27 protein-coding genes are annotated in these 23,106 nt (G+C 69.7%); 17 read left to right on the forward strand and 10 right to left on the reverse strand.

All coding sequences use genetic code 11. The features are described from left to right. Positions 1-56 precede the first annotated feature (56 nt). From ACZ50N_RS03685 to ACZ50N_RS03705, 5 genes are all read left to right on the forward strand, one after another. The gene (locus ACZ50N_RS03685) at positions 57-917 is read left to right on the forward strand and encodes an oxygenase MpaB family protein (RefSeq protein ID WP_464474655.1); all 861 of its coding nucleotides are present in this window, start codon (positions 57-59) and stop codon (positions 915-917) included. Then, positions 904-1,494 carry a TetR/AcrR family transcriptional regulator gene (locus tag ACZ50N_RS03690; RefSeq protein WP_073685043.1) on the forward strand — a complete coding sequence of 197 codons (591 nt, stop codon included), beginning with the start codon at positions 904-906 and terminating at the stop codon, positions 1,492-1,494. Before ACZ50N_RS03685 ends, ACZ50N_RS03690 begins: the two co-directional genes overlap by 14 nt. Before the next feature lie 48 nt (positions 1,495-1,542). Next, positions 1,543-1,884: a hypothetical protein gene (locus ACZ50N_RS03695; protein ID WP_046363191.1), complete on the forward strand. Its 342-nt coding sequence runs from the start codon at positions 1,543-1,545 to the stop codon at positions 1,882-1,884. 84 nt (positions 1,885-1,968) lie between these two features. Further along, a complete protein-coding gene (locus ACZ50N_RS03700) occupies positions 1,969-2,415 on the forward strand; it encodes a pyridoxamine 5'-phosphate oxidase family protein (RefSeq protein ID WP_133413167.1) in 447 nt (148 codons plus the stop codon). A 17-nt stretch (positions 2,416-2,432) separates the two neighbouring features. Then, positions 2,433-3,782 carry a cytochrome P450 gene (locus ACZ50N_RS03705; protein ID WP_464475585.1) on the forward strand — a complete coding sequence of 450 codons (1,350 nt, stop codon included), beginning with the start codon at positions 2,433-2,435 and terminating at the stop codon, positions 3,780-3,782. On the opposite strand, the gene ACZ50N_RS03710 is transcribed toward ACZ50N_RS03705, so the two are convergent. Next, entirely contained in the window at positions 3,754-4,053 is a 300-nt protein-coding gene (locus tag ACZ50N_RS03710) for a PNPOx family protein (RefSeq protein ID WP_046363158.1), read from the reverse strand. The genes ACZ50N_RS03705 and ACZ50N_RS03710 overlap by 29 nt on opposite strands. A 75-nt stretch (positions 4,054-4,128) precedes the next feature. Between ACZ50N_RS03710 and hemL the strand changes: the two genes are divergently transcribed. From hemL to ACZ50N_RS03745, 7 genes are all read left to right on the forward strand, one after another. Further along, on the forward strand, positions 4,129-5,433 hold the full coding sequence (gene hemL / locus ACZ50N_RS03715) for a glutamate-1-semialdehyde 2,1-aminomutase (RefSeq protein WP_464474656.1): 1,305 nt from the start codon (positions 4,129-4,131) through the stop codon (positions 5,431-5,433). Beyond that, positions 5,430-6,035: a histidine phosphatase family protein gene (locus ACZ50N_RS03720; RefSeq protein WP_048423362.1), complete on the forward strand. Its 606-nt coding sequence runs from the start codon at positions 5,430-5,432 to the stop codon at positions 6,033-6,035. Before hemL ends, ACZ50N_RS03720 begins: the two co-directional genes overlap by 4 nt. Further along, complete coding sequence (locus tag ACZ50N_RS03725) at positions 6,032-6,613, forward strand: TlpA disulfide reductase family protein (protein ID WP_464474657.1); 582 nt, start codon at positions 6,032-6,034, stop codon at positions 6,611-6,613. The genes ACZ50N_RS03720 and ACZ50N_RS03725 overlap by 4 nt, the downstream gene beginning before the upstream one ends. Continuing rightward, on the forward strand, positions 6,610-7,389 hold the full coding sequence (locus tag ACZ50N_RS03730; protein ID WP_046363162.1) for a cytochrome c biogenesis CcdA family protein: 780 nt from the start codon (positions 6,610-6,612) through the stop codon (positions 7,387-7,389). Before ACZ50N_RS03725 ends, ACZ50N_RS03730 begins: the two co-directional genes overlap by 4 nt. Then, positions 7,389-9,044 carry a cytochrome c biogenesis protein ResB gene (gene resB, locus ACZ50N_RS03735; protein ID WP_464474658.1) on the forward strand — a complete coding sequence of 552 codons (1,656 nt, stop codon included), beginning with the start codon at positions 7,389-7,391 and terminating at the stop codon, positions 9,042-9,044. The genes ACZ50N_RS03730 and resB overlap by 1 nt, the downstream gene beginning before the upstream one ends. Further along, complete coding sequence (gene ccsB, locus ACZ50N_RS03740; RefSeq protein ID WP_046363164.1) at positions 9,041-10,012, forward strand: c-type cytochrome biogenesis protein CcsB; 972 nt, start codon at positions 9,041-9,043, stop codon at positions 10,010-10,012. Before resB ends, ccsB begins: the two co-directional genes overlap by 4 nt. Before the next feature lie 64 nt (positions 10,013-10,076). Then, positions 10,077-11,129, forward strand: coding sequence for a MinD/ParA family ATP-binding protein (locus ACZ50N_RS03745; protein WP_464470669.1), 1,053 nt, complete (start codon positions 10,077-10,079; stop codon positions 11,127-11,129). Between the two features lie 4 nt (positions 11,130-11,133). On the opposite strand, the gene ACZ50N_RS03750 is transcribed toward ACZ50N_RS03745, so the two are convergent. Next, the gene (locus ACZ50N_RS03750) at positions 11,134-11,298 is read right to left on the reverse strand and encodes a hypothetical protein (RefSeq protein ID WP_162938604.1); all 165 of its coding nucleotides are present in this window, start codon (positions 11,296-11,298) and stop codon (positions 11,134-11,136) included. Positions 11,299-11,348: 50 nt separating this feature from the next. Between ACZ50N_RS03750 and ACZ50N_RS03755 the strand changes: the two genes are divergently transcribed. Then, positions 11,349-11,666 carry a DUF4229 domain-containing protein gene (locus ACZ50N_RS03755; protein WP_046363165.1) on the forward strand — a complete coding sequence of 106 codons (318 nt, stop codon included), beginning with the start codon at positions 11,349-11,351 and terminating at the stop codon, positions 11,664-11,666. Positions 11,667-11,725: 59 nt separating this feature from the next. Further along, on the forward strand, positions 11,726-12,130 hold the full coding sequence (locus tag ACZ50N_RS03760; protein WP_046363166.1) for an ester cyclase: 405 nt from the start codon (positions 11,726-11,728) through the stop codon (positions 12,128-12,130). Here the strand turns inward: ACZ50N_RS03760 and ACZ50N_RS03765 are convergent. Genes ACZ50N_RS03765 through ACZ50N_RS03795 form a run of 7 tightly spaced genes read right to left on the reverse strand, consistent with a single transcriptional unit; the run spans position 12,127 to position 17,945 of the window. Then, positions 12,127-12,843, reverse strand: coding sequence for a hypothetical protein (locus tag ACZ50N_RS03765; protein ID WP_464474659.1), 717 nt, complete (start codon positions 12,841-12,843; stop codon positions 12,127-12,129). The genes ACZ50N_RS03760 and ACZ50N_RS03765 overlap by 4 nt on opposite strands. Beyond that, complete coding sequence (locus ACZ50N_RS03770; RefSeq protein WP_464474660.1) at positions 12,840-13,751, reverse strand: vWA domain-containing protein; 912 nt, start codon at positions 13,749-13,751, stop codon at positions 12,840-12,842. The genes ACZ50N_RS03765 and ACZ50N_RS03770 overlap by 4 nt, the downstream gene beginning before the upstream one ends. Continuing rightward, positions 13,748-14,704 (reverse strand): hypothetical protein, encoded by a 957-nt coding sequence (locus ACZ50N_RS03775; RefSeq protein WP_048423357.1) that lies wholly within the window; start codon positions 14,702-14,704, stop codon positions 13,748-13,750. Before ACZ50N_RS03775 ends, ACZ50N_RS03770 begins: the two co-directional genes overlap by 4 nt. Further along, complete coding sequence (locus tag ACZ50N_RS03780) at positions 14,695-15,168, reverse strand: hypothetical protein (protein ID WP_464474661.1); 474 nt, start codon at positions 15,166-15,168, stop codon at positions 14,695-14,697. Before ACZ50N_RS03780 ends, ACZ50N_RS03775 begins: the two co-directional genes overlap by 10 nt. Then, positions 15,158-16,021: a DUF58 domain-containing protein gene (locus tag ACZ50N_RS03785; protein WP_464474662.1), complete on the reverse strand. Its 864-nt coding sequence runs from the start codon at positions 16,019-16,021 to the stop codon at positions 15,158-15,160. Before ACZ50N_RS03785 ends, ACZ50N_RS03780 begins: the two co-directional genes overlap by 11 nt. 12 nt (positions 16,022-16,033) lie before the next feature. Continuing rightward, positions 16,034-17,026: an AAA family ATPase gene (locus ACZ50N_RS03790; RefSeq protein WP_464474663.1), complete on the reverse strand. Its 993-nt coding sequence runs from the start codon at positions 17,024-17,026 to the stop codon at positions 16,034-16,036. Positions 17,027-17,072: 46 nt separating this feature from the next. After that, the gene (locus tag ACZ50N_RS03795; RefSeq protein ID WP_046363173.1) at positions 17,073-17,945 is read right to left on the reverse strand and encodes a 1,4-dihydroxy-2-naphthoate polyprenyltransferase; all 873 of its coding nucleotides are present in this window, start codon (positions 17,943-17,945) and stop codon (positions 17,073-17,075) included. A 41-nt stretch (positions 17,946-17,986) separates the two neighbouring features. Between ACZ50N_RS03795 and ACZ50N_RS03800 the strand changes: the two genes are divergently transcribed. Next, positions 17,987-18,196: a hypothetical protein gene (locus tag ACZ50N_RS03800; RefSeq protein WP_046363174.1), complete on the forward strand. Its 210-nt coding sequence runs from the start codon at positions 17,987-17,989 to the stop codon at positions 18,194-18,196. A 3-nt stretch (positions 18,197-18,199) separates the two neighbouring features. On the opposite strand, the gene ACZ50N_RS03805 is transcribed toward ACZ50N_RS03800, so the two are convergent. Further along, positions 18,200-21,130, reverse strand: coding sequence for an arabinosyltransferase domain-containing protein (locus ACZ50N_RS03805; protein WP_464474664.1), 2,931 nt, complete (start codon positions 21,128-21,130; stop codon positions 18,200-18,202). Positions 21,131-21,269: 139 nt separating this feature from the next. Here ACZ50N_RS03805 and ACZ50N_RS03810 point away from each other — a divergent pair, with 139 nt between their 5' ends. Further along, positions 21,270-22,046: an S-methyl-5'-thioadenosine phosphorylase gene (locus ACZ50N_RS03810; RefSeq protein ID WP_048423351.1), complete on the forward strand. Its 777-nt coding sequence runs from the start codon at positions 21,270-21,272 to the stop codon at positions 22,044-22,046. Next, positions 22,043-23,083: an NAD-dependent epimerase/dehydratase family protein gene (locus tag ACZ50N_RS03815; RefSeq protein WP_464474665.1), complete on the forward strand. Its 1,041-nt coding sequence runs from the start codon at positions 22,043-22,045 to the stop codon at positions 23,081-23,083. The genes ACZ50N_RS03810 and ACZ50N_RS03815 overlap by 4 nt, the downstream gene beginning before the upstream one ends. Positions 23,084-23,106 lie beyond the last annotated feature (23 nt).

Raw genomic sequence — 23,106 nt, forward strand, 5'->3', positions numbered from 1 at the left:
TGTGCGCCTCACCACACCCGCTTGGTACAAAGTGCAGAATTTGTAACACTGTTCCCATGACCGAGTTGGCGCACCAGACCGAACCCCTCGACGACGCGCTGCCCCTGGGCCCGGGCTCGCTGGTGTGGAAGTACTTCGGCGACAACCGGATGTACCTGATCGGTCCGCGCCCAGCGGTGCTGCAGAACATGCTGGCCGAACTCGGTCAGGGCGTATACGACCATTCGACGTTCTTCGCCGACACCGCCGAGCGGCTGCGGCGCACCATCCCGCCGATCTTCAACACCGTCTACGGCTCAGAGACCGACAACGCCGGCATCCAGGTCCGGGACTTCCACCATCACGTCAAGGGCGAGCTTCCCGGTACCGACCGTCGCTACCACGCGCTCGATCCGGACACCTACTTCTGGGCGCACGCGACATTCGTCGAGCAGATCTATTACTTCGCCGACACCTTCGTGAAGCGCCTCAGCCCTGCCGAGCGCGAGCAGATCTGGCAGGAATCCAAGACCTGGTATCGCCGCTACGGCGTCAGTGACCGGCCGATGCCCGCCACCTACGCCGACTTCGAACGCTACTGGGACACCATGGTGGAGCGCGTCGTCGTCGCGCACCCGTCGGCGAAGTACGGCGTCGGCTACGTCACCAAAGGGTTTCCGAAACCGAAGGCCGTGCACCCCGTGGTGTGGCGGCTCGTCGCGCCGATCTTCAACCCCCTCGCCGCGTTCCTGACCACCGGCGGTCTCCCGCCGCGCGCCCGCGAGCTGCTCAACCTGCCGTGGTCGGACCGTCAGGAACGGCGCTACCAGCGGTTCGCGGCGTTCTGGCGATCCCGCCCGGTCACGTGGACATGGGATCATCTGCCGATGCGAGTGCGCTACACCGGATATGCGCTCAAGGGCTATGCCCGCGGCTGACGCCACGGCCCAGATCCTCGACGCGGCCCTCGTCGAGTTCGAACGGCATGGCTACCGTCGTGTCGCGCTCGACGACGTCGCCCGCCGCGCCGGCGTCAGCCGCACCACCATTTACCGGCGCTTCGCCAACAAGGACGAGCTCGTGGGTGCGGTGATCGAGCGGGAAAACATCAGATTGTTCGGCCACATCGCTTCGGAGCTGAAAAAGATTGCGCCGCAGGACAATTACTATGTCGAGGCGTTCACGCTGTCGATCATGGAGTTCCGCAATCACCGGGTGCTGCACGGCCTGGTCCTCGACGATCCCGCGTTGGCTCTCGAGCTGGCCGGCCGGTACCACCGCGCTGCGATCGCGCGGATGATCGACGCGTTGCAGCAGATCTTTCCGCCCGGCTTCGCCGAGCGCATCGGAGCTGAGGCCGTCGAGGACTTCGCCGACTGCATCCTGCGGTACGCCGAGATGGTGCTGCTGCTGCCCAGTGCGCAACCGCTCCAGACCCCGGACGACATCCGCGCGTTCGCTCGCCGGCACTTCCTGCCGAGCGTGCCCGCCGCGCTACGTGGTGCGCTCGTCTGAGCGACACCCGCTGTTTCGTTGCTCACACTTTCGGGCAGTCCCATGGCCATGAGCGCCGAAGACACCAGCACCGAGCAGCGGTCCCCCGACGACACCCCGGACGTCGAACTCGAGCACGTCACCGAGACGCCGGACCCCGACAACCAGGAACTCACCGAGAAGCCGGAAGTCACCGACGAGCATCGGGAGAAGGCCAAAGAGATGGCCGAGGCCTACAAGGAAGAGAACCTGCAGACCACCACCCTGCCGGGGAGCAGCGGCACGGTGTCGGGCACCTCGGTCACCGACTGGGTGGACGACGAGGACAAGGGCAAGATCGAGACCAGCGCCGACATCGGCAACGTCGAGTACCGCAACACCGACGAGTTCAAGAAGAAGCTCGAAGGCTGACGCTTCCGTCGCCACGCGCGACGCGCTTGCCTAGGCTGGACTGTCGTGACACCTCTGGCACAGATCGCCCCCGCCTTCGTGGACATGGCGCACTCGATCGTGTGGGCCTCGGTGGCCACCGTCGACGCGGACAGCAAACCCCGTACCCGCATTCTGCATCCGATCTGGGAGTGGGACGGGACTGACCTGTTCGGGTGGATCGCGACCGTGCCAAGCCCCGTCAAGCGGGCGCATCTGGCCGCCCATCCCGAGGTGTCGGTCAGCTACTGGACCACGACGCAGGACACGTGCAGCGCCGAGTGCCTCGTCGAGTGGTACACCGATGACGAGACGCGCCGTGACGTGTGGCAACGGTTCGCCACGGCGCCGCAGCCGGTGGGGTACGACCCGGCGATCATCCCGTTCTGGGCCGACGGCCCGAGCAGCGACCAGTTCGCCGTGCTGCGGTTGGCGCCCTACCGGCTGCGGGTGATGCCGGGAACGACGATGACCGCCGGCACCGGTGAGGTGCTGACCTGGCGGTCGGCGTGACCGTCCGAGACGACCGCATGGTCGACGTACGGGCGCTGCCCCCGGTTCCGCGTAATCCGCTTCCTCTGCGCGAACTCGTCAAGCTGGTCCGGCGGCTCGACACGGGCCAGGAGGTCATCCGCGACGCGGGTGGTCCCGTCACCCGTATCCAGCTGGGCCCCAGCGGCGTGGTCCCGGCGATCGTCGCGGTGATGTCCCCGGAGGGGATGCGAGATGTGCTGGGCCGCAACGATGCTGCCACGGATCGGTGCATCATCCACGACGAGGTGCGCCAGATGGCCGGGGACAGTTTGTTCGTGCTGCCCAACCAGCAGTGGCGGCCGCGTAAACGTGCGCTGCAGCCGGTGTTCACCAAGCTCAACGTCCGCACATTCGGCGGTCACATGTCCAGCGCGGCACAGGCTTTCGTGGATCGGTGGCCGGCCGGCGGCGAGGTGGACCTGGACATCGAGTGCCGCCGCGTCGCGATGCAGTCACTGGGTCGCTCGGTGCTCGGAGTCGATCTGAACGAACGCGGCGACACGATCGCCCGGTGCATGCACGTCGCGTCGTCCTACACGGCCGACCGCGCGTTGCGGCCGGTGCGGGCGCCGCGCTGGCTACCCACGCTGGCCCGGCGGCGCGCGCGCCGCGCCGTCGACGCGATGAGGCGCATCACCGACGAGATGGTGCAGGCGTGCCGGGCCGATCCGGACCGTGATGCGCCGCTGGTGCAGGCGCTGCTCGCAGCGACCGATCCGCAGACCGGACGGCCGCTGACCGACGACGAGATCGCCAACGATCTGCTGATCTTCATGCTGGCAGGTCACGACACGACCGCGACGGCGCTGACGTACGCGCTCTGGGTTCTCGGGCACCACCCAGAGATCCAGGACAGGGTGGCCGCCGAGGCAGCCGCGATCGGGGACGGCGAGTTGACCCCGGCCGACGTGTCCCGGCTCGGCTACACCGTGCAGGTGCTGCACGAGGCGGTCCGGCTGTGTCCGCCGGCCGCCGGGGTCGCGCGCGTGGCCACCCGCGACATCGAGGTGACGGGATACCGGGTGCCGGCGGGCAGCCTGGTGGCCCTCGGCCTGTACGCACTGCACCACGATCCCGACCTGTGGCCCGATCCGATGGCCTTCGATCCGGACCGGTTCAGCCCGGAGAACGTCGCCACCCGGGACCGTTGGCAGTTCCTACCGTTCCTGGGTGGCTCGCGGCCCTGCATCGGCGAGCACTTCGCCCGGCTCGAGACGACGTTGGCGCTGGCCACGGTGGTCCGCGCGATGACCGTGGAGTCACTCGACGACGACTTCGCGTGCGAGGTGCCGTTCACCACGGTGGCCAAGGGGCCGATCAGGGCCCGGTTGCGTCCCCGGACGTGAGCAGCACCGCCTGCTCGAACGGCAGCAGGGTGAACAGCGGTCGCATCCACCCCGTCACGTGCGGCGCCGCCTCGGCCTTGCTCATCACCCGGGGGTTCGTCACCGGCAATGATCGGCCGTGCCGACGCAGGGTGCCAGTGCGGTAGGACTTCCCGGACCGGCGTCCGACGTGGTGCAGGATGCCCATCGTCGGCGCCCACCCGGCCCACAACCGCTGGATCGGGTTGGTGACGTGGCGATTGAACCGCGCGAGCCACTGCGGTAACTGCATGCGTCGATCATCCGCCCGGGCCGGCCACTACACCCTGTAGTTGACCGTTTTGACCCGGCTGGGACACTGGGACCCATGAGCAGTACCGACGTCTCCGCGAAGCTCTTCGCCGATGCGGCCTCGGTCATCCCCGGCGGCGTGAACTCGCCGGTTCGTGCCTTCGCCTCCGTGGGCGGCACCCCGCGGTTCATCACCTCCGCGCAGGGCTGCTGGTTGACCGATGCCGACGGCAACCGCTACGCCGACCTGGTGTGTTCGTGGGGTCCGATGATCCTGGGCCACGCCCACCCCGCCGTCGTCGAGGCCGTGCAGCGCGCCGCCGCCGACGGGCTGTCGTTCGGGGCGCCGACACCGTCGGAGTCCGAACTGGCCCGCGAGATCATCGACCGCGTCGCGCCGGTGGAGCGGCTGCGGCTGGTCAACTCGGGTACCGAGGCGACGATGAGCGCGATCCGGTTGGCGCGCGGGTTCACCGGCCGCGCCAAGATCGTCAAGTTCTCCGGCTGCTATCACGGCCACAGCGACGCACTGCTCGCCGACGCCGGTTCGGGGGTGGCGACGCTGGGCCTGCCGTCCTCACCGGGGGTGACGGGCGCGGCCGCCGCGGACACCGTGGTGCTGCCGTACAACAACGTCGCCGCGGTCGAGGACGTCTTCGCCCGGTTCGGCGACGAGATCGCGTGCGTGATCACCGAGGCGAGCCCCGGCAACATGGGCACCGTCCCGCCGCTGCCCGGCTTCAACGCCGCGCTGCGCCGCATCACCTCCGCGCACGGCGCGCTGCTGATCAGCGACGAGGTGATGACGGGATTCCGGGTCAGCCGATCGGGCTGGTACGGCCTCGACCCGGTCGACGCCGACCTGTTCGCCTTCGGCAAGGTCATGAGCGGCGGACTGCCCGCGGCGGCGTTCGGCGGCAGCGCCGAGGTCATGGGCCGGCTCGCCCCGCTGGGCCCGGTGTATCAGGCGGGCACGCTGTCGGGGAATCCGGTCGCGATGGCGGCGGGGTTGGCCACGCTGCGCGCCGCCGACGACGCCGTCTATGCGACTCTCGACGCGAACGCCGACCGGCTGATCGGTCTCATCGCCGGCGCGTTGACCGACGCCGGTGTCGCGCACCAGATTCCGCGCGCAGGCAACATGTTCAGCGTGTTCTTCGGCGATGCCGAGCCGGTCACCGACTTCGCCTCGGCGAAGGCCACCGAGACGTGGCGCTTCCCGGCGTTCTTCCACGCGCTGCTCGACGCGGGTGTCTACCCGCCACCGAGCGCCTACGAATGCTGGTTCGTATCAACAGCTCTCGACGACGAGGCGTTCGACCGCATCGCGACGGCGCTGCCCGGTGCGGCTCGCGCCGCGGCGCAGGCGACCCGCCCATGATCGAAACGATCGTGCATGTGATGCGGCACGGCGAGGTGCACAACCCGGAGAAGATCCTCTACGGTCGGCTGCCCGACTACCACCTCTCCGAGCGGGGCCAGGCGCAGGCGCGGCGGGTGGCGGAGTGGCTTGCCGGCCGCGACATCACCCATGTGGTGGCCTCACCGTTGGAGCGGGCGCAGGAGACCGCAGCGCCCATTGCCGCCCATCACGGCCTGTCCGTCGGTACCGATGCGGAACTGATCGAATCGGCCAACGTGTTCCAGGGACAGAAGGTCTCGCCCGGTGACGGGGCCCTGCGCGATCCCCGCAACTGGTGGCATCTGCGCAATCCACGCACCCCGTCGTGGGGGGAGCCGTACACGGAGATCGCGGAGCGAATGATCCGTGCGGTGCGGCGCGCGAAAGACGCAGCCGCCGGGCACGAGGCGGTCTGCGTCAGTCACCAGCTGCCCGTCGAGACGTTGCGTCGGGCGATGACCGACAAAGCGCTGCACCACTTCCCGACTCGGCGCATGTGCAACCTCGCATCGGTCACGTCGTTCTACTTCCACGACGACGCCTGCGTGGGCTGGGGGTACGCGGAGCTGGCCGGGCAGTGAAGCGGCTGGTTGCCCTGCTGATGGCGGCGGTCGTGCTCACGGGATGCTCGACCGGCAGCGACGCCGTCGCGCAAGGGGGCAGCTTCGAGTTCGTCGCCCCCGGCGGCAAGACCGACATCGTCTACGATCCGCCGGCAGAGCGCGGCACCCCCGGTCCGGTATCGGGCCCTGATCTGATGAACACCGGTAAGACGTTGTCGCTGAGCGACTTCGACGGCAAGGTCGTGGTGCTCAACGTGTGGGGCCAGTGGTGCGGGCCGTGTCGCACGGAGATCACCGAGCTCGAGAAGGTGTATCTGGCGACCAAGGACCGCGGCGTCGCGTTCCTCGGAATCGACGTGCGCGACAACAACATCGACGCGGCACGTGATTTCGTCGTCGACCGCGGCGTGACGTTCCCGTCCATCTACGACCCGGCGATGCGCACCCTGATCGCGTTCGGCGGCCGCTACCCGACCACGGTGATCCCGTCCACGGTGGTGCTGGACCGGCAGCACCGGGTCGCCGCGGTGTTCCTGCGGGAGTTGCTGGCCACCGACCTGCAGCCGGTCGTCGAGCGGTTGGCGGCCGAGAAGTGAACGTCGCCGAGATCGCCTCCAGCGGGCCGCTTCTGATCGCCGTCGCGGTCAGCGTGCTGGCGGGTGTGGTGTCGTTCGCCTCGCCGTGTGTGGTGCCGCTGGTCCCGGGATACGTGTCATATCTGGCCGCGGTCGTCGGTGTGGAGGACTCGCCGGCCGCATCAGGATCGGCGGTCAAGGTCCGCGGGGCGCGGCTGCGGGTGGCCGGCGCCGCGGCGTTGTTCGTGGCCGGTTTCACCGCGGTGTTCCTGCTCGGCACCGTCGCGGTGCTGGGCATGACGACGACGTTGATCACCAACGAGGTGCTGCTGCAACGCCTCGGCGGTGTCGTCACGATCGTGATGGGACTCGTGTTCGTCGGGCTGGTGCCCGCGCTGCAACGTGACACCCGGTTCACCCCGCGCCAGATCTCCACGCTCGGCGGCGCCCCGCTGTTGGGCGCGGTGTTCGCGCTGGGGTGGACGCCGTGCCTGGGGCCGACGCTGACCGGGGTGATCGCGGTGGCGTCGGCGACCGAGGGCAGCAATGTCGCTCGCGGTGTGGTGTTGGTCATCGCCTACTGCCTGGGCCTGGGTATTCCATTCGTGCTGTTGGCGTTCGGGTCCGCGCGTGCGGTCACCGGGCTGGGCTGGCTGCGCCGGCACACCCGCGCCATTCAGATCTTCGGGGGCGTGCTGCTGATCTTGGTCGGCACCGCGTTGGTCACCGGCCTGTGGGGCGAGTTCGTGTCCTGGGTGCGCGATGCGTTCGTCAGCGATGTGAGGCTCCCGATCTGATGGTCACCTCCTCTGCGCGAGCAGACGCGACCTCGAGCGATCGGGGCCCCAAAAGGTCCAGTTCGCGTCTGCTCGCCCTGATTCGGAACACCTGGCGGACGCTGACGTCCATGGGCACCGCGCTGGTGCTGCTGTTCCTGCTCGCGCTGGGCGCGATTCCGGGCGCGCTGCTGCCGCAGCGCAGCCTCAACGAGACCAAGGTGGCCGAATACCTGGCCGAGCACCCGACGATCGGGCCGTGGCTCGACCGCGTGCAGGCCTTCGACGTGTTCTCGAGCTTCTGGTTCACCTCGATCTACGTGTTGCTGTTCGTGTCGCTGGTGGGCTGTCTGACGCCCCGGCTGGCCGAACATGTCCGCAGTCTGCGTGCCGAGCCGGTGGCGGCCCCGCGCAACCTGGGGCGGCTGCCCAAGCACCACACCGCGCAGGTCGACGGCGACGTCACCGCGGTGGCCGAGGCCATGGACCGGCAGCTCTCGGGGTGGCGGCGGTTCACCCGCAGCGAAGGCGCTGGTACCGAGATCTCGGCCGAGAAGGGCTACCTGCGCGAGTTCGGCAACATCGTCTTCCACTTCTCGCTGCTGGGCCTGCTCGTCGCGGTCGCGGCCGGCAAGTTGTTCAGCTACGAGGGCAACGTCATCGTCGTCGCCGACGGCGGCCCGGGCTTCTGCTCGGCGTCGCCCGCAGCGTTCGACTCCTTCCGCGCGGGCAACACCGTCGATGGCACCTCGCTGTATCCGATGTGCGTGCGGGTCAACGACTTCCAGGCGAACTATCTCGACAACGGACAGGCCACGTCGTTCCAGGCCGACATCGAGTACCAGGCCGGCGACGATCTGACGTCGGGTACGTGGCGGCCCTACCTGCTCAAGGTCAACGAGCCGCTTCGCGTCGGCGGGGACCGGGTGTACCTGCAGGGCCATGGTTACGCGCCGACATTCAGCGTGACGTTCCCCGACGGCCAGACCCGCACGCAGACGCTGCAGTGGCGGCCCGAAGACCAGATCACCTTCCTCTCCTCAGGCGCGATGCGCTTCGACCCGCCGGGCGGGACGTACTCCGACGAGCGGGATCGGCGCAAGAACCAGATCGCCATCCAGGGTCTGTTCGCCCCGACCGAGCAGCTCGACGGGACGCTGCTGTCGTCGAAGTACCCCGCGCTCAACGATCCCGCGGTCGCCGTCGACATCTACAAGGGCGACACCGGTCTGGACACCGGCCGGCCGCAGTCGCTGTTCTCCCTGGACCCGCGCATGATCGACCAGGGTCGGCTGACCAAGGTCGCGCGGGTCAACCTGAGCGCGGGCCAGGACACCCGGCTGCCCGACGGCACGCTCGTGCGCTTCGACGGCGCGGTGCCGTTCGTCAACCTGCAGGTGTCCCACGACCCCGCTCAGGTCTGGGTGTTGGTGTTCGCGATGACGATGATGGGCGGGCTGATCGTCTCGCTGGTCATCCGTCGCCGCCGCGTCTGGGTGCGTCTGACGCGCGGGCCGGCGGGTACCGTGAACGTCGAGCTCGGCGGGCTGGCGCGGACCGACAACTCGGGCTGGGGCGACGAGTTCGAGCGCCTCACGGCGAAGCTGCTCTCCGCTGCGCAGGGCAGTGCCGACGGCACGACAGCGTCCACAGAGAAGGAAACGGATCGGGCATGAACACCACCCACATCGATCTCGGGCTGGCCCGCTACTCCGATTGGGCGTTCACGTCATCGATCGTCGTGCTCGTGGTGGCCCTGCTGCTGCTCGCAGTCGAGCTGGCCTACAGCCGCGGGCGCCAGGTCGAGCATCGTGATCTGGTGGCCGCGGGGTCGGTGACCGGTGACGGGCCCGGGCGGGTGTTCGACGCGCCGCGGCGGCCGTTCGACGAGCGCATCGGGTCGGCGGGCCTGGCCCTGGTCTACGTCGGCATCGGACTGCTGCTCGCCTGCATCGTGCTGCGCGGGTTGTCCACGGCACGGGTGCCGTGGGGCAACATGTACGAGTTCATCAATCTGACCAGCTTCTGCGGCCTGGTCGCGGGTGCGGTGGTCCTGCGCAAACCTCAGTACCGGTCGCTGTGGGTGTTCGTGCTGGTACCGGTACTGATCCTGCTGACCGTGTCGGGCAAGTGGCTGTACTCCCACGCCGCGCCCGTGATGCCGGCGCTGCAGTCCTACTGGCTGCCCATCCACGTGTCGGTCGTGAGCATCGGCTCGGGGGTGTTCCTGGTGGCCGGTGTGGCGAGCATCCTGTTCCTGCTCAAGATGTCCCCGCTGGGAGATGCCGGGCGCACCGACACCATCGGCCGCATCGTGGCGCGGCTGCCCGACGCCCAGACGCTCGACCGCATCGCGTATCGCACCACGATCTTCGCGTTCCCGATCTTCGGCTTCGGCGTGATCTTCGGCGCGATCTGGGCCGAGGAGGCGTGGGGCCGCTACTGGGGCTGGGACCCCAAGGAGACGGTGTCGTTCATCGCGTGGGTCGTCTACGCGGCGTACCTGCACGCCCGGTCGACGGCCGGCTGGCGCGACCGCAAAGCCGCCTACATCAACGTCGTCGGCTTCGTCGCGATGGTGTTCAACCTGTTCTTCATCAACCTGGTCACGGTCGGGCTGCACTCCTACGCCGGCGTGGGGTAGGAACGATCGGGTGGTGACCGATACGCCAGGAAGCTTTCGCACGCAGCACCGGTTCTCCGATCCGATGGCCGAGGTGCCCGCGGAGTGGACGGCACCGACGCCACCCCGGGGATTGCCGCCGGTGACCGCCGCACCAGAGCAGGCCGGCTCTCACACCCCCGACCCGCCGCCATATCTGGACCTGTCGACCGTGGCCCTGCTGGGCAAGGCGCGCAAGGGTCCGTCGACGGGGTGGCGCAAGTGGCTGTACCGCAGTTCGGGGGGTCTGGTCGACGCGGGGGAGAGCCCCCGCGCTGTGCGGCACGACCAATTGGTGGCGCAGGTGCAGACGCCGCTGCGCAGCTGCTATCGGATCGCGATGTTGTCTCAGAAGGGCGGGGTCGGCAAGACGACCATCACCGCGACGCTGGGCGCCACGTTCGCCAGCACCCGTGGCGACCGCGTCGTCGCCGTGGATGCGAACCCGGATCGGGGCACCTTGAGCCAGAAGGTGCCGTTGGAGACGGCCGCCACTGTGCGGCACCTGTTGCGCGACATCGAGGGCATCGACTCCTACAGCGATGTGCGGCAGTACACCTCGCAAGGTGCCAGCCGACTGGAAGTGCTCGCGTCCGAGAGTGATCCGGCGGTGTCGGTGGCGTTCAGCGCCGAAGACTACGGGCGCACGCTGGACGTGCTCGAGCGGTTCTACAGCGTGGTGCTCACCGACTGCGGGACAGGCATGGTGCATTCGGCGATGTCAGCCGTCCTCGACAAGGCCGATGCGTTGGTGGTGATCAGTTCCGGTTCGGTGGACGGGGCGCGCAGCGCCTCGGCGACGCTGGACTGGCTCGACGCGCACGGGCGAGAGGACTTGGTGCGCACCTCGATCGCGGTGATCAACGGAGCGCGGCCACGGTCGCGGCGCAGCGATCGGAAAGTCGATCTGGACAAGGTCGTCGACCATTTCACGCGGCGTTGCCGGGCGGTCTGCCAGGTGCCGTTCGATCCTCACCTCGAAGAGGGCGCCGAGGTCGATCTCGCCCGGCTGCGTCCGGCAACCTCGGAAGCGCTTCTGGAATTGGCCGCGACAGTGGCACAAGGCTTTCCGGGCGTGCGCCAGCCGACGCTCGGCTGAGGAGTCAGGACCGGGGTCGGTCGTCGCGCGGGGTGATGCGCCGCAGGAAATCGGGATCGTCGTCGGGTCCGATGGTCCGCGTGCGCGGGCGCTGGGCAGACATCCGGGCCACCCGCCAGCCGACGTAGACCAGAGCGGCCAGCACGAGAATCAGGAGCAAATAGGCCACGAAAAAAACCTCCTTCGTGCCAATATACGCGCCCTCGGTAGGCTCGGACCGTGACTGACGAACGGCCCCGATCCCGCCTGCTGCTCGACGTCGCGGCGTACGTCGCGGCCCGTCTCGTCCTCGTCGTCGTGGTCGCCGCGGTGATCCTCGGTATCGGAGCGCTGATCGGCCTGCGTGACTTCCCGGTGGTGGTGGCATTGATGTTCGCGATCGTCATCGCCCTGCCGCTGGGCATCTGGTTGTTCGCCCCGCTGCGTCGGCGGGCCACCGAGAGCATCGCTGCCGTCGACGAGCGTCGCCGAGCCGAGCGGGCCCAGCTGCAGGCTCGGCTGCGCGGTGACAACACGGCGGGGCCCGGGGCTGCCTGACCGGTCCGCAGCAAACTCTTTGCGAATACTCCCCGCGAGACGTGGGTAACCCACGTCACATGAGCCAGCACGATCTCATGCCCCGGCACCCGGGTCTGGGTGCCGTGGGAAGTAGCGACGCGGGGGAAGCGGCAGCGCTGTACCAGCGCTGGATCAAGGAATTGTGGGCCGGCAGGACCGTTGCCGCCGAGTTGGTGTCTGCGGATTTCGTCGGCCACTGGCCCACCCACGACGTGCAGGGGCCGGAGCAACTCCAGGCGATCGTCGACGACACCCGCAAGCGGTTGCGCGAACTGCTGTTCGTCATCGACGTCGGACCGCTGATCGACGGGGACATGGTGGCGGCCCGCTGGATCAGTACCGGGGCCACCCGGTCGGGTCCGGCGCGGTTCACCGGCAACGACCTCCTGCGGGTGGCCGACGGCAAGATCGTCGAGTACTGGGCGGGGACGTCGGCTGCCTAACGCGGTGCCGCGTCGGTGAGGAGTCGCTGCAGCGCGTCGAGGGGGTCACCCTGACCCGGGTCGAGACGACGGGTCTGCGGGGATTCCTGCGACGGTGCGGCACCTGTCACGGGTGCCGGAGCGGCCGACGCGGGTGGCGGTGGTGGGGGCGCCGGCGGTGCCACAGCACCGAGATTCTGCAGCTTCGCGGCAATGCGCGCGGCGGCGTCTTCCCGCACCGCCCGGCGATCGGCGTCGGGGTCGTCGTTGCCCGCGAAGCAGCCCGTCGGTGCACCGTCGATGACGGCCAGTGCGCCGGCGTACCGCTCGCGTGCGGCATCGAGCCGCGCTTCCCACGCCGCGACATCGCCCTGTCGTTCCCGTACGAGTTCCAGGTTCACCCGCACCGCGCACGACCGGTCACCGGTGGTGCGCCCCAGCGACTCCGAGAACTCGGCGTCGGCGTCGGCGAGCCGGTCCTGCAGGACCGCGAGCGCGCCCGCGGCGGAATGGGTCGTGGCCGGCTGGATCACGCCGAACCTCTGCAGCACCGCGACGTCGTCGGCAAGCGCTCCGACGGCACCGGACGCGTAGTTCTCCTGCGCCGAGCGCCCGGCGACGACGACGGAGATCAGCGCGCCTGCGACGACGAGCGCGAGCGCTGACGGCAGGGCCGACAGCAGCATGAGGCGCCGTCGCTGCCGCAGCCGTGCGGGCCGTGGACCGCCGGTCATGTCAGCACCTCCCGAGCCGTCGACCGGGCACGCCGCACATCCCTGACCGACCAGCCGATCTCGACGAGCAGCAGGCCCGACGCGACGAGAGAGAGAAGCCAGTAGAACTCGTCGCGCCGCTCACCGACGACGCCGTCCGCGGGTGGGGACTCCGACGGCCCGGCGGTGGTCGGGAGCGGCTGACCGGGAGTCCGTGTCGACATGCCGACGCCGAGATCGTCGGCGACACCGCGCAACCGCTGTTCGCCGAGAACGTCCGAGCCATACCCGAACACCTGACCGCCGTCGATCCGGCCGACATCGAACTGCCCCTGGGGGGCGGTGGATTGCGGAGCCCCGGAGCCGAAGTAATACACCAGGCTGTCCGAGCCGGGATACTGCTGGGCTGCTGAGATCAGCTGGTAGCGAAGCACTGTCGCCGCGGCGGAAGCGTTGACCTGGTCGGCGTTGTCGCCAGGCGCGGGCTCGAGCGCAGAGACGACGGGCCGCAGGCTGAAGGTGTCCGCCGACAGCGGCCAGTCGACGGCAGGGCGGTCGGCGAACGAGATCAGCGCGAACCGGGCGCCGGGGTTTGTCTCGATGACGGCCTGGATGTCGTCGCGGATACCCGCAATCCGGGGCCGACCGTCGACGTCCGGGATGGCCGAATCCGCGGAACGGTCGACCACGAGGTAGATGTTCTCGCCGCCACGGGTGGACGACGGAGGGCGCGCCTCTGAGCGCAGCCCCGCGGCCGGCCGCGCTGCGGCCACCAGCAGGAGTGCCATGGCCGCGGTCACCAAGAACCACCGCAGCGGCGCCCATCCGCCGGCTTTGATCGCGGGCCATGCCGACAGCGCGCGCAGGATCGCCAGCACCGCGGCGACCGCGGCCAACACCAGCGGGGGTAGTACCGGGTCGAAGGTCATCGCCGCACCGCCAGCAGGGAGACCGCGAGGAGCCCTGCGAGCGCGAGCCCGCCGACGAGGACGACGGTGGGCGAGTCGCGTCGTTGGTCGGCGTCGCCGGGCGCGCCTGCGCGGATGGCGTCGAGCTGACCGTCGAGGGCCGCGGTGTCGAACCGGACGAAGGTGCCGCCGCTGGCTCGCGAGATGGCGGCCAGCGCGTCGGTCTGATGCCCGGCCGTCGCGACGGCGTTGACCTGGATGCCGCCGCGACGGGCCATGTCGATCGCCTGCTCGTCGGTGAACAGCGACGGCCTGTCGTCACCGGGCGCCCGCAACGATCCCGGCCCCAGATAGATCACCGAGCGGCGGGTGTCGCCGGGCGTCTGGAAATCGGGGAATCCCGTCATGCACAGCGACAGAACGTCGGCGACGGTCGGTGCGTAGTCGGCGTATTCGACTGCGCCGGTGAACGATTCGAGGCGCGGCGGGTCCGGTACGCGACTGGCGTCGGCGTACTCACCGAATCTACCTGCGGCGAACTGGTAGTCGCGGGTGAGCGGCACGAGCCGGCGGTCGGTGGAGGTGAGTCCGATGCGCTGGGTGCCAAAGGTCAGTGTCTGGCGTGCGAAGTAGCCGAGGAATCGCCCGGTCGCCGGATCGGTGACAGGTTGGCCGACGCAGAGCATGATGTCGTCACGAGGACCGCTGCCGGTGTCGACCGGTGCGGTCGGCCGGGCGGACGCCAGGATCGTCGTCGCGAACAGCAGGATCAGAAGCGCGACCGCGATCGCCGTCACCCGGGTCTGTCGCCGCACCACCGCGCGGTACTCGGGCAGCCGAGTGAGACGGGCGGTGTGGGCCAGCGGTTCTCGGCGTTGCGCCGCGCGGGGTGTGGGTATCACCAGCGCAGCTGCGACGACGAGTGTCACCACGACTGCGCCGAGGGCCGGGATGGCCCACCAGGTCAGACCCATGAGCGGATCACGTCCTCGGTGTCGGCGCCGAGCCTGTCGATGTCAGCGGTCGACGCCGCACTGAACTGGGCGTCGCCGAGTGCTTCGAGGATGGGCGCGGCCGCAGCGAGATCACTGGCGGCAATGTCTTTCAGCTGCATGAACTGGGCGCGGCGGCCGGTGGCCTGGTGCAGGAACGTCCGCAGCGTCCGGCTCAGTGCAGCACTGGCGGCGACGTCGGTGAGCTCACCCACGCGGTGCTGCCGGACGATGGTGTGGACCCGGCGCGCGAAGCGCTGTCGCAGCAGCCGGGCGTGCGCGTCACGCACCACGGGCATGGTGCGCAATTGTCGGGACGGGAGCGTCGACACGACGATGGCGGCGTACCAACCGAATACGGCCAGGATCAAGGCCAGCCCCAGCCACAGCCACCACAGTGAGAAACCGGGTGGACCGCTGACGAAGCGCAACAGGTCATCCGGCACGGGAGCGCACTCTCGTCAATTCGCCGACACGCGAACGCAACTCGACGCTGCTCGCCACTCGCACATGCGGTATCGCGTGCTCGGTCAACATCTCGGCAAGGCGCTGCCGGCGCCGATGTTCGGCCCGCTCGTAGGCGGCGATCACGCGGGGATCGGCTGCGGCCGTCGCGAGCACCGGGCGGCCGGTGCCGACGTCGTAGCCGCCGTGGCGACCCACCTCCGTCGGCGCGCGGTCGGCGACCATGGCCCACAGCAGATCGTGGCGACCGGACAATCGGCTCACCACGTCGGCGAGCCGCTCGTCGACGTCGGGTTCGTCGGAGACCACGACGATGAGCAGCGGATGGCGGTAATGTGTTGCCACATACTGCAATTGGCAGGTGATGTCACTGGCGGCGCGCTCACTTCCCGCGTCGTGGTAGCGGTGCAGCATGCTCTCGACGTGCGTTTCACCGCGGCGCAGCCGGATGTTGACGCTGCCGCGGGAATCGCCGAACACCATCCCGATCTCGTCCGAGCGGCCGAGGGTGATCAGTCCGATCGCGCCCGCGATGAGCCCGGCGACATCGCACTTGGCTTCTCCGCTCGGAGTGAGAGCGGTCATGTCACGGCCGGTGTCGGCCACCAGCAACACCTTGTGATGCTTCTCGGAGACGAAGCGCTTGATCAGCACGTCACCGGAGCGCGCCGAGGCCTTCCAGTCGATGTCCCGGACATCGTCACCGGGAACGTAGGGCCGCAGCTCGTCGAATTCGAGGGTGCGGGTGTGCAGCAGTGCGTGCCGGCCGCCGTCGAGCATGCCGCGGGTGTCACCGCCGAACAGTGACCGGACCCTGGTGAGGTGCTTGCCCATCGCCGCGCCCCGCTAGGGCACCCGCACCGCGCCCAGCGCCGCGTCGATGACCCGGCCGGGCGTGACTCCGGTGCTGGCCGCCTCGAAACTGAGGATCAATCGGTGCTGCAGGACGCGGTGCGCCAAGTCGGCGATGTCGCCGGGGAGGACATGGGTGCGGCCCGACAGCAGCGCCAGCGCCCGCGCCGCGGTGCACAGCGCGATGGTGGCGCGTGGGCTCGCCCCGTACTCGACGACTCGGGCCACGTGCGACGGGAGGTACTTCTCCGCGTCACGGGTGACGCCGACCAGGCGGCTGGCGTAGAGCATCAACTCGCGGCTGAGGTGTACCTCGGCCGCGACGCGCTGGACGTGCCTGATGTCCTCGAGCGTGGCGACGGGGCGGGTCCGGTGTCCGCGGTCGTAGAGCCCGGTGTCGCGGCGGATGAGCACCTCGACCTCTTCTTCGGGCGAGGGGTACCTGACGATCTCCTTGATCAGGAACCTGTCGGTCTGGGCCTCCGACAGCGCGTAGGTGCCTTCCTGGTCGACGGGGTTCTGCGTGGCGATGACAAGGAATGGGTCGTCGATCGGATACACGGTGCCGGCGATGGTGGTCTGCCGTTCCTCCATCGCCTCCAGCATCGCGCTCTGGGTCTTGGCGCTGGACCGGTTGATCTCGTCGAGCAGCACCACATTGGCGTGCACGGGACCGAGCTGGGTGACGAACGACGCCGTTGACGCGTCGTAGATCTGGAGGCCGATGATGTCGCTGGGCAGCAGGTCGGGCGTGCACTGGATGCGGCGGAACCGGCCGTCGATGGATTCGGCGATCACGCGCGCTGCGGTGGTCTTGGCCAGCCCGGGGACGCTTTCGAGCAGCACGTGGCCGCCGGTCAGCAAGCCGACGAGCAGCGATTCCCGCAGGTGTTCCTGGCCGACCACCTTCGCGGAGAACGCCGCCGACAGCGCGGCCACGACTCGCTGGGCCTCGGCGGTGTCGTGCGGAACGGGGGCAGCAGTCATCCCGCCACATGTACCACCGCGACCGGACCGGCAAACGGACCTGGCGTCAGCCGAGCGTCAGCGCCGCGGCCACCAGCACGGACCACACCAGCATCGTCAGGCCGGTGTCGCGCAGTACGGGGATCAGATCGCGGCCGCCCAGCCCGGCGCGCACCGGTCGGGTCGCGCGGACGGCCAGCGGGGTCGCGAGGAACCCGGCCCCGCACGCCGGCGTCGCGATGAAGCACAGCACCAGCGTGAGGAGCACCCACACCATCAGCAGCGCTTGGTAGAACACCCGGGTCCGCGCATCGCCGAGGCGCACCGCGAGGGTGATCTTGCCCGTCTGCGCGTCGGTCGGGATGTCGCGCAGGTTGTTGGCCACCAGCACCGCCGAGGACAGGCATCCCATCGCGACGGCGCACGCCGCGCCCACCCAGTCGACGCGCAGTGCCTGCGTGAACTGCGTGCCCAGTACCGCGACCAGGCCGAAGAAGACGAACACCGCGATCTCGCCGAAACCGAGGTAGCCGTAGGGCTTCGAGCCTCCGGTGTAGAGCCACGCACCCGCGATGCACGCGGCGCCGACGGCGATCAGCCACGGCGCGGAGAACCACGCGAGCACCAGCCCGGCGACCGCGCCGACGGCCAGGCTCACCATCGCGGCCGTCAGGACCGCGCGCGGCGCCGCGAGCTTCGATCCGACCAGCCGCAGTGGCCCCGCCCGCACGTCGTCGGTGCCCCGGATGCCGTCGGAGTAGTCGTTGGCGTAGTTGACCCCCACGATCATCCCGACCGCGACGAGCAACGCCAGCAACGCTTTCCACCACGACGCCGCGCCGAGCCAGGCGGCGGCCCCGGTGCCGGCGATCACGGGTGCGACGGCGTTGGGCAGCGTCCGCGGACGTGCCCCTTCCACCCACTGCCCGAATGTCGCCACGAGCTCAGTCTTGCAGGTGCCGACCGTGGCAGACTGAGCGCATGGACGACCGACTCAGCAAGGGCGAGATCCGCAAGGACGTGGTGCAGGAGATCGTCGGTGCGGGTGCCACGGCAGTCGGCGACGTCGCCTCGATCATCACCACCGCGGTGCGCGATGTGGCGAACGCGATCGGTGGTTTCGCGACGGACGTCTTCGAGATCCGTGACGGCGCGCGCCGCGCCGCGCAGCATCACGTCGACGAGGAGTGACGCTCACCTCTCCGGACGTGGGCCGCGACTGCTGATACCCCACTGCGGCGACCGGGTGGTGGTACGCGCGTAGCGGTCCTGCACGGGCGAGGACACCCGCACGCTGCCCCAGTCGATCTCGGGGTGCCCGACGACCCGGCTCGGGATCTCGCCGAGCGACGCGATGTCGTCGATCCCGGCGAAGGTACCCCCGATCGCCGCGTTGCGATCGTCGGTGAGCCACGGCCGCGGTGACTCGATCACCGTGCGCGGCATCTGCGCCACCCCGCCGGAGACCACGGCGAGGTTGTGTACGCACGGGAACAGGAAGGCTTGCGGCCAGCTCAGGAGCACCGGGCCGTTGTCCGCGAGAAAGGTGGTCAGCGGAACCGTCGAGCGCAGTCGCGGACCGGTGAAGGCCAGCCATCCCTGTTCGTCGGTGCGGCCGTCGGAGGCGTGGATGCGGACTCGGTCCGAGCCGGCGGGCACGTCGGCGGCATCGATGCCGATGGACCGCCACAGCGGCTTGTCGGGCCTCTCGTCGGCTGCGGGCCGATCGACCGGAACGCGTGCACCGGTCGGCGTGACGCCGGAGTCGCCGGCGGCGCCGAACTCCAGGCTCAGTGCGTTGCCGTCGGTCATTCGACCTGAAATCGAGAGTGCGACACCGGCGTCCGGAGACAGCGGCGGCAGCGTGAACCAGGGGGTGGTGACGTCGCCGGTGGCGTCCGGACCTGTCGTCCAGCTGCCCCAGAGGTACCGCGACGCACCGGAGCCGGGGGAGTCCGGCGGGGGAGCGCCGGGATAGAAGCCCGCGCCGGTGGCGAAGCCCGCGGCTGGGAGGTCCGGTTCGGCCGCGGTGAGCACGTCGCCGTCGGGCAGGACTTCGATGTCGTCGGCCAGGCCGCACACGCGGGTGGATGCCAGGCGGTGCAGATTCGCCAGCGCCAGAGCCCCTTCAGAACGTCGCATCGGCGCCGCGGCGAACGATCCGAGGAGCACGGCCAGCACTGTGCCGAATGCGACCAGCGCGAGGACGGCCGGTCCGAAGGCCAGCAGCGTCCTCGCGGCGCGCCGGCGGACGGCTGCCACCGTCAGCGTTCCCGCGGCGAGCACCCCGATCCACAGCGCGGCGCTGTCGAGCGGCACGTCACCGGGCCGGATCGGGCTCGACGCCCACGGCAGGTCGTACAGGTTCGGTAACCACCACGCATTCGGTCCGGCGAAAGCCAGCGCGACGGTCGCGGCCAACAGCACCGATCCCAGGACACCGATGACGATCTCGCGGCGGCCGGCAGCGCGCGATCGGCGCGCCAGCACCACGATCGCGACCGTCACGAACGCCGCGAACACGCCCGCCCCGGCGCCGAAATGGTAGGACCACTTCGACGGGACCGCGGCGAACAACGCCAGCATCAGCACCAGGACGGCCGCAAGCCGCCGAGTCGCCGCGGCCGTGGGGTCGCGGCGTCGCAGGGCGAGCAGCGTCGCCAGCGGCAGCAGCGCGAGGCTGACCAGGATCGGCATCCGCTTGGCCATGCTGCCCTGCTGGTCGGCCTGCAGGAGATAGCGGTAGCGCGTCGGCTCCTCGTACCACGGGAGCGACGGTCCGAAGAAGGTGTGCCAGTCGGTGGCCGTCACTAGCGCGTCCCAGGTCTGGTCGGCGAAGATCACGGTGAGTGCGACGGCGCCCACAGCGCCCACCAGTGCGGCGACGGTCAGCCGCGAATGCGGCCCGCGCCGCGCCGCAGCGCGGAGCCGGCCGGCGAACACCACGACCGGCGCGAGGACGAGCACTCCGGTCGGGCTGATCGGCACGGTCACTGCGCAGACGAGCGCCAGCCAGCCCAGTGCGGCCGGCGTGCGCGCGCGCCAGGCGAGCGCCAGCGCGGCGGTGAATCCGAGGGCGACGAAGGACTCCGGACGCGTGCCGAGGTTGAACGGCAGCCACGCGCACAGCAGGGTCAGCGCCGCGAGAATCCGAACGCGGGCCGTCGCGGTGATGGCCGGCAGCGCGGCGGGCAGTACCCCTCGGCTGAGTACGAGCCAGGTCGCCACCGCGAGCACGGTGCTGGGCAGGCGCAGCCACAGGGGGGCCACGCTGACCTGCGTCAACGGAGCCAGCAGTTGCTGGCTGAACGCGAACGGCACTTCGGCGGCGTCCCACCACCGGTAGTAATTGCCGGGGTTCCCGGTCATCGCGGCGTGGCGGGCGATCATCGTCGCCCAGCCGTCGTCGACGGCGAGCGGGCCGATCACCGCCCACCCGCAGAAGGTGCCGATCACCGCGGCGTCGACCAGCCACAGTCGGGACCATCGGGCGGAGGGTCGCCACCGAACGCGTCGACCGGAGCGCAACAGGACCAGCGCGGTGGCAGCGGCGAGTACCTGCACGACGACCAGCCCCACCTTGATCGTCGTCGGCGTCGTCGCGAACGGGCCCGTGATTACCGCGGTCACCGAGAGGCCCTGGGCCATCGCGGGATCGAGGTCGGTGTGCATCCCGAACACGCGCGGGACGGGCTGCCCTGCGAGGAATGCGACCGTGCGGTCGGCCTGCACGACGGACACCCCCGACGGGCCGGCCTCGATGCGGACCGCGCAGTCGACCGTGCCGGACAGGGGCACACGGACCTCGACGTCGCCGATCCGTAGCACCGCGCTGTCGGTGCCGTCGGTGACCGACACACCACCGGTCCCGGTGTCGAGCACAGTGAGCGTCGTCGCCGAGGCGGTCCGCAGCGTCGCACACGGCAGCGCCGCGCTCAGCTGGTGCGGGCGGTACGGCACGACGAGCGCGGCGCTCGACACCGCCGGCTGTCCGGGGGTGGGCCAGGTGAGCGTCGTCGTCTCGGTGAGCACCGGCGCGAACGGCAGCAGGAGCCCACTCACCACACCGGTCAGGCCGATCAAGACAGCAATCCAGGTCCGAAGGCTCTGCTGGTGGGATCGCATGGCTGTCGGCCAGCCTGCCCACCCGTCGCCGCTTTTCGGAGGTGGTCGGATCGGACGTCACGCCATCGTCACCGTCGGGACGGGCGCTGCATGCACCACAATGGTCCCCAGTATCGGCAAAGACGTGAGGAGCAAGTGAGTGCTGGGTGTCATCGGTGGCAGCGGGTTCTACTCGTTCTTCGGTCCCGACGCGCGAACCGTCAACCTGGACACCCCCTACGGCGCACCGAGCGCGGCGATCACCGTCGGCACGGTCGGCGAGCACGAGGTCGCCTTCCTGCCCCGGCACGGCGTCGACCACGAGTTCTCGCCGCACACCGTCCCCTACCGGGCCAACATGTGGGCGCTGCGCGCGCTCGGTGTACGCCGGATCTTCGGTCCGTGCGCGGTCGGGAGTCTCGATCCCGCGTTCGGCCCTGGCGCGATGGTGGTGCCCGATCAGCTGGTCGACCGCACCTCGGGACGGGCCGACACGTACTTCGATTCCGGGGGCATCCACGTCGGCTTCGCCGACCCGTACTGCCCGACTCTGCGTGAGGCGGTGACGGCACTGCCCGACGTCGTCGACGGCGGCGCGATGGTGGTGATCCAGGGTCCGCGCTTCTCGACCCGGGCCGAGAGTCAGTGGTTCGCCGGGCAGGGCTTCCGGCTGGTCAACATGACCGGCTATCCGGAGTCCGTTCTTGCTCGCGAACTCGAGATGTGTTATGCCGCAATTGCTTTGGTGACGGATCTGGACGCCGGGATCGAAACGGGCAAGGGGGTGACGGCGGTGGACGTGTTCGCCGAATTCCAGCGCAACCTGGTGCCGTTCAAACAGCTCGTGCATGAGGCGATCGCGAACGTCGACTCGGAGCGCACCTGTACACACTGCCTGCCGCACGCGGGCGTCACGCTGCCGTTCGAGCTGCCGTGAGGGTGCTGCTGACCGGTGCGGCCGGCTTCATCGGCACGCGCATCCGGTCTCGACTCGCCGACGCCGGACACGACGTCGTCGCCGTCGACGCGATGCTGCCTGCCGCGCACGGAGAGGGTGCCGAATTGCCCGCGGGGGTCGAGCACGTCGACGTCCGCGACGCGGCAGCCGTTGCGCGGGTACTGGCCGGGGTCGACGTCGTCTGCCACCAGGCTGCGGTGGTCGGTGCCGGGGTGAACGCCGCAGATGCACCGTCGTACGCATCGCACAACGACCTGGGTACCGCGGAGCTGCTGGCGGAGATGTTCGCGGCGGGCTGTCAACGCCTGGTGCTGGCGTCGTCGATGGTGGTCTACGGCCAGGGCCGCTTCGTCTGCCCGGAGCACGGCGATGTCGAGCCGCAGCCGCGGCGGCGCGCAGATCTCGACGCGGGGATGTTCGACCACCTCTGTCCCGTCGGTGGCGAGCGCGTCGACTGGGCGCTGGTCGACGAGGACGCTGCGCTGCGCCCGCGCAGCCTGTATGCGGCGAGCAAGCTGGCGCAGGAGCACTACGCGCTGGCGTGGAGCGAGTCGACGGGCGGTTCGGTGGTTGCGCTGCGCTACCACAACGTCTACGGACCCGGTATGCCCCGCGACACCCCGTACTCCGGTGTCGCGGCGATCTTCCGATCCGCTCTCGAATCAGGTGATGTGCCAAGGGTTTACGAAGACGGTGGACAGATGCGGGACTTCGTCCACGTCGACGATGTCGCGGCCGCCAACGTCGCGGCGGTGCAGGCGGAGGCAGACGGGTTCGCTGCGTTCAATGTGTGCTCGGGGCGCCCGATCTCGATCCTCGACGTGGCCACGGCGTTGTGCGAGACGCGCGGTGACGTGGCCCCACTCGTGACGGGGCAGTACCGCAGCGGCGACGTGCGGCACATCGTCGCGGACCCGGCCAGGGCGGAGCGGGTGCTCGGGTTCCGCGCCGCGATCGATCCGGCTGACGGGCTGGCGGAGTTCGCGACGGCGCCGTTGCGGGGACTTCCCTCTTGACACCTGTCAAAGCCATACTGGGC

Source organism: Mycolicibacterium obuense (assembly GCF_055397605.1).